3 protein-coding genes and 1 pseudogene are annotated in these 5022 nt (G+C 66.9%); all 4 read right to left on the minus strand.

The window, feature by feature from the left end:
- Positions 1-130 precede the first annotated feature (130 nt).
- Positions 131-820: an IS21-like element helper ATPase IstB gene (gene istB, locus ACWEJ6_RS54200; protein ID WP_452433569.1), complete on the minus strand. Its 690-nt coding sequence runs from the start codon at positions 818-820 to the stop codon at positions 131-133.
- Positions 817-2464 (minus strand): annotated as a pseudogene (istA, locus tag ACWEJ6_RS54205) (IS21 family transposase). The gene istB and the pseudogene istA overlap by 4 nt, the downstream one beginning before the upstream one ends.
- A gap of 231 nt (positions 2465-2695) precedes the next feature.
- The gene (locus tag ACWEJ6_RS54210; RefSeq protein WP_452433570.1) at positions 2696-3781 is read right to left on the minus strand and encodes an endonuclease domain-containing protein; all 1086 of its coding nucleotides are present in this window, start codon (positions 3779-3781) and stop codon (positions 2696-2698) included.
- 206 nt (positions 3782-3987) lie between these two features.
- The coding region (locus ACWEJ6_RS54215) for a DUF4328 domain-containing protein (RefSeq protein WP_452433571.1) at positions 3988-5022 on the minus strand (1035 nt) is incomplete at its 5' end.

The raw sequence follows: 5022 nt of genomic DNA on the forward strand, positions 1-5022 counted from the left end.
CCTGAACGCCTTCGCCATCACCTTCGACGGCCGCCTGACCCCAACGACCCGATAACTAATCAAGATCGAGATACACCGTTAACTGGACACACCCGCCCCAGCCCGAATAGCTGCTCCAACGTGTGAAGTTTCAGCCGAACCACACACTTGTTGGCTCGAACATGTGCGCTTTGCCGAAGCTCTCGTTGGAGGCGATGGCGACGCTGGCTTTCTCTTCGCGCTCGGTTAGCACCTGGAAGAGGAGTTCGGCGCCGCGGCGGTCGAGTTCCATGTAGCCCAGCTCATCGATGCAGAGCAGGTCGACTCGGCCGTAGCGGGCGATGGTCTTGGACAGTTGCTTGTCGTCGGCGGCTTCGACCAGTTCGTTGACCAGCTTGGTGGCCAGGGTGTAGCGGACGCGGAAGCCCTTCATCGCAGCCTCGGTGCCCAGCGCGATGAGCAGGTGGGACTTGCCGGTGCCCGAGTCGCCGATGAGGCAGAGCGGCTGTCCTTTCTTCACCCATTCGCAGGCGGCGAGGGTGTGGATGACGGCGGGGTCAATGTGGGGGTTCGCGTCGAAGTCGTACTCGCGTAGTGACTTGTCACGAGGGAAAGCGGCGGCCTTGATCCGGCGTTCGGAGCGGCGGCGCGCGCGGTCGTCGCATTCGGCCATCAGCAGTTCGGCCAAGAAGCCCAAATAGGTCATCTGCTCGCGGGTCGCGGTGTCGGCCAACTCGCCGAATTGACGGCGGATGGTCGGCAGCCGAAGCATCCGACAGGCCGAGTCCACGGCGGCCTGGGCGGCTTGCTCGGTCAATCCGCGGTGGCGGGGAAAGGTCATGAGGTGTCTCCCTGGGCGGACGGCTGCGCGGCGGGTCGGCGATGTCGCAGCAACTGGTCGTAGGCGGCCACCGAGGGCAGCGGCCGGTTATCGGGCGGCAGGTGTGCCAGGCGCCGCTCGGTCAGGAAGGTCACCGTCGCGCCGGTCGGTACTGAGCCGGATGCGGTGACGGGTTCGGTGCTGGTGTTGGTGGAGGAGTCAGAGTCGGCGGCTTTGCGAGCCTCCAAGGCGACGGCATCAGCGGTCAGCGCACCAGCCCGGATTGCGGTAACTATCCCCGTGACGATGTGCTCGTGGGCCATGTGACGGGTCAGCAGGAGCACCTCGATCAAAGCGCGGGTGCCGGCCGCGTCGCCGTGGGCTTCGCAGGCAGCCGCCCACCATTCATCGTGGACGGGGGTGAACTTGCCCGCGGCGCGCGCCTGCTCCAAGACGGTGGCTCCCGGCAGGGCGCCAGGCTTGCGGATGAGGACCTCCAGGTAGTGGTCCAACTCCAGCCGGCTCGCGGCTTTCGCCAGGAGCCGTTCGTGCCGTGCGACCTCTTCCCGTCCCGTCGTAGATGACCAGCTCTGAGGCGTGCAGCATGACCCGCACCCTGCGGCCGATCAGGCGGGCGGGCACCGAATACCGGTTGGTGCGCACGGTGATCTGGCTGTAGCGGTCCACCCGCGGCGTCAGCAGCAGCCCCGTCTCGAACGGCTCGGTGGGCAACATCTTGAGCAACGGGGCCTCGATGGCGAAGTACTCCCCGATGGTCCGGGCGCGGTTCCCAATCCGCCGTGTCTCGTCGGCCAGGTCCCAAGCGTCGATCAACACATTGAGCTCGGCCAGTGAGGCGACATCGGGGATCGGCACCATGTGGTTGCGGCGAAACCAGCCGATGTCGCCTTCCACTCCGCCCTTCTCGTGGGCGCCCTGCTTACCAGGCTGGCAGTAGAACGGCTCGATCCCGTAGTGGGAGCGGAAAGCCGTCCAGCGTGCGGTCTCCACCCGGGCACGGGAGAACCCCAGAACCTGAGCGACGGCGGCCTTGAGGTTGTCGTAGCGGACCTTGCCGAATGGCACCCCTCCCAGCACGCTGAAGGCGTGGACGTGTCCCTCGAAGAACGCTTCCTGGCCGCCGGAGGCGAACACGCGGTGCACGGCCTTGCCCGAATACGACAGCCGCAACGAGAACAGCACGCACTTGACCATCTCGTCGGCCAATCGGATGGTCACCTCCCCGAAGTCGACCTCGGCCTCGGCGCCGGGCCGGTGCGACTGGGGCACGAACGCCTTGCTCGGGCCCCGGCCCGACTCGGTCCAGATCTCGGAACGGCGTTGCGCGACGTAGGCGCGAACCATCTGATACGACACTCCCACCGCGTGATGCTCGCTCACCAGCCGGTCGAAGATGCGCTTGGTGGTGTGACGCTGCTTGCGCGGCGCGTCCAGGTTCGCGCGCAGCATCTGATCGATCACGTTCTTGTAGGGGGCGATCTTGGACGTTCGCTGTGGCAGCTTCTTGCGTGGTTCAGGCCATGCCGAGGCCAACGCCTTCTGCACCGTGCGGAACCCGACGCCGTGCTTCGTTTGCAGTGCCCGGTTGGACATGCCAGTGCGAGCATCGCGGCGGATCGCCGCGTACAGCTCGACCTTCGACATGCGAGGCACGTGGGCTCCCTCACGGTGCGTAGCACCCTGATAGTCCCACCGCAACCACTTGGGTGCTGTCAAAAACTCAGCAACACAGTCCGGCGGACTACACGACCGCTGTCACGGCCGGCCAACAAACGCTGTCGCAACTCAGGTATAGAGCCACCCGGGCCTGGTGACACGAGGCTTGCCGACAGTCCAAGGTACGAGGCGCGCAGGCCAACATCTGCAGCCAGGAGTTCACGGGCGTGATGGGCAGGCGCACGCGGTGAAGGTCGTGATGGGTGCCGTCGCCTGGCAGTACGCCGATGGGGCAGGCAGGCAGTTGCGCCAGGTGTCGGGCACCTCGATCCAGCCAGCCGCGTCATCGCGCATTCTGGCCTGGGCGAGCGACAGAGCGGCGCGTACATCCGGGTCGAGATGGGCGACGCAGGCCCACAAGGTGATGCCGCCGAAGGGCCAGCTTGCCCGCAGGTTTCGGCATGGTGTGCCGTTCTTGGTGGGTGCCCCACATCGCGCCTCGGCCAGCGCGCAGCGTCGCAGGCGCGCCAGGCCGGGCTGGCGGCTATCGGGCTTCCTGCTGAGGGCTGCGCTCGGATAGAGGAGTCCTAGGGGGACGGCAGGCGGATTGTTGAGGTACTCAGCCCATCGGCAGCCGCTCGGGTGCGGGCAGGTATCGACCCAGGTGTTGCAGTGGTGGCAGGCCAGACCGCGCACCAGTTGCGTCTGCTTGTCATGATCGACGTAGAGGCCGAGCCCTGAGCCGCACATCTGGCAAGAGGGGCCGAAGGCCTCGGCCAACACGTGGACGATCGATCCCAGCACCGATCCGCGATAAGGCGGCCAATCGTGCCAATTGGTACCGGTACGGCACCGCTGCCGTACCGGTACCAATGCAGGGTCGGTGCGCTCCCTGGTGGGCAGCACCGCCCAACGCACCGTCACTGAGCCTTGCCGACCACGCTCGAAGCTCTCGCCGGGAGGAGGGTTGACCCGGTAGATCTTCCCGTCGGAAGTCCACCAGGAGCAGTTTTGCTCGTGCGGCAACGCCGACCCGTGGGGCCTGAGTGTGCGTCGCCCCCGTGCGAGCGCCATGCATCGGTAGCGGCCATCGACCAGCAGATGGTAGCGGCCGTCGTCGCCCAGGACGGCCACGCGCTCAGACACCGGCGCGGCGACCATCACCTGGCACGGCCGGGCAGCCCGCTCGGCCACCACGGCAGCCAGCACCCGAGGATCATCGCTTCCTGCCGACCAGACCAGCCGGGCCAGCAGTTCATACCGCCGATGCTCGGGGAAGGTGTGACTGCCCAACCACTCGATCATGGGACGGAGCTCCTCGTGGAGGTCGACGACCATGGACACCGGCTTGGCTGCATCGGACCGTGAGGAGCGCCTACACGGCCCTCCGCTCGGGTATATGCCACCAGCCCGCCGCAATCAACACTTTGGGGGCCAGTCAGAACCATCCAGGAACACCCCAAAATCTTCGATTCGGAACGCTCGACAGCCGACGTGCCGGGGCTCGGCCGTCAGCTGTCGAGTCTGGCCGCCTGCATGGCGCCCAGCCGCCGCACGAACAGGGCGGTGACGATCGCCGCCGGTAGGACCAGTGTGTGCACGACCGCGCTGGCCCAGGTCACCCACGTGATTTCGTAATGCCCGTACTCCATTTCGAGGAGTGTCGTCCCATCGATCCAGAACAAGGGCCAGGTCAGGAGGCAAGTGACCAGGCAGAAGATCCACCATGTGTGCAGGAGACCGGCCGGGGCGGTCGTGCCATCGCGTCCCGGCGGGCTGGAGGCGTGCCAGACGTCGTCGGCGATCTGCTTGGGCAGCCACAGGTTGCCGATCGGGATGAGCCAGCCATACACGGCCATGGAAGGGCGGTAGCGCAGCCGGCCGGGCGCGAGTCGTTCGGCGACGACGCGTACCCGGTGGAACCACAGCAGCCACGCCGCCGCCAGTCCCAGGCCGAAGACGTTCTGAGCCACCCACATGATGGTGGTAGCCGGCTCGTAGTCATCGACTACCACGTGGAAGCCCCACCCCATGTTGTAGAGGAGGTAGCCCTGGTGGACAACCGTGATCAGCGAGATCAGGGTGAACAGAGCGAGCAGCCCGTAGACGATGTGGACAGGCCACCGCGGTTCACTGCCGTGGCGTCGGCGGCGTTCGTTGACCAGTAGCGGCTGGGGTGCGCGCGGCTGATCTGGTTGAGCGGACGGCGGCACGATCATCTGTGGGCCGCCGCTGGTGGTGGTCGGGTCGTGCAAGGCGGTCAATGCCATGGTCCGGCGCTCAGTAATGACCTGAGTGAGCGGCTCCGGCAGCCACTGTCGCCGGCCGGGCGCGGCGAGCGTGGCGAGGCGATCCAGCACCTGCTCCAGGCTGGGCCGGGCGGCGGGGTCCTTGGCCAGGCAGGCCGCCACCAGAGCGGTCAGGGGCGCGGGCACTCCCCGAAGATCGGGGTCGGCGTGCACCACGCGGAAGACGACCGCGTGGACGGGCCCCGTCCCGAAGGGGCTGCGGCCGGTCACGGTGAAGGCGAGCACGCAGCCGAGCGA

This window comes from Nonomuraea sp. NPDC004702 (assembly GCF_053601695.1).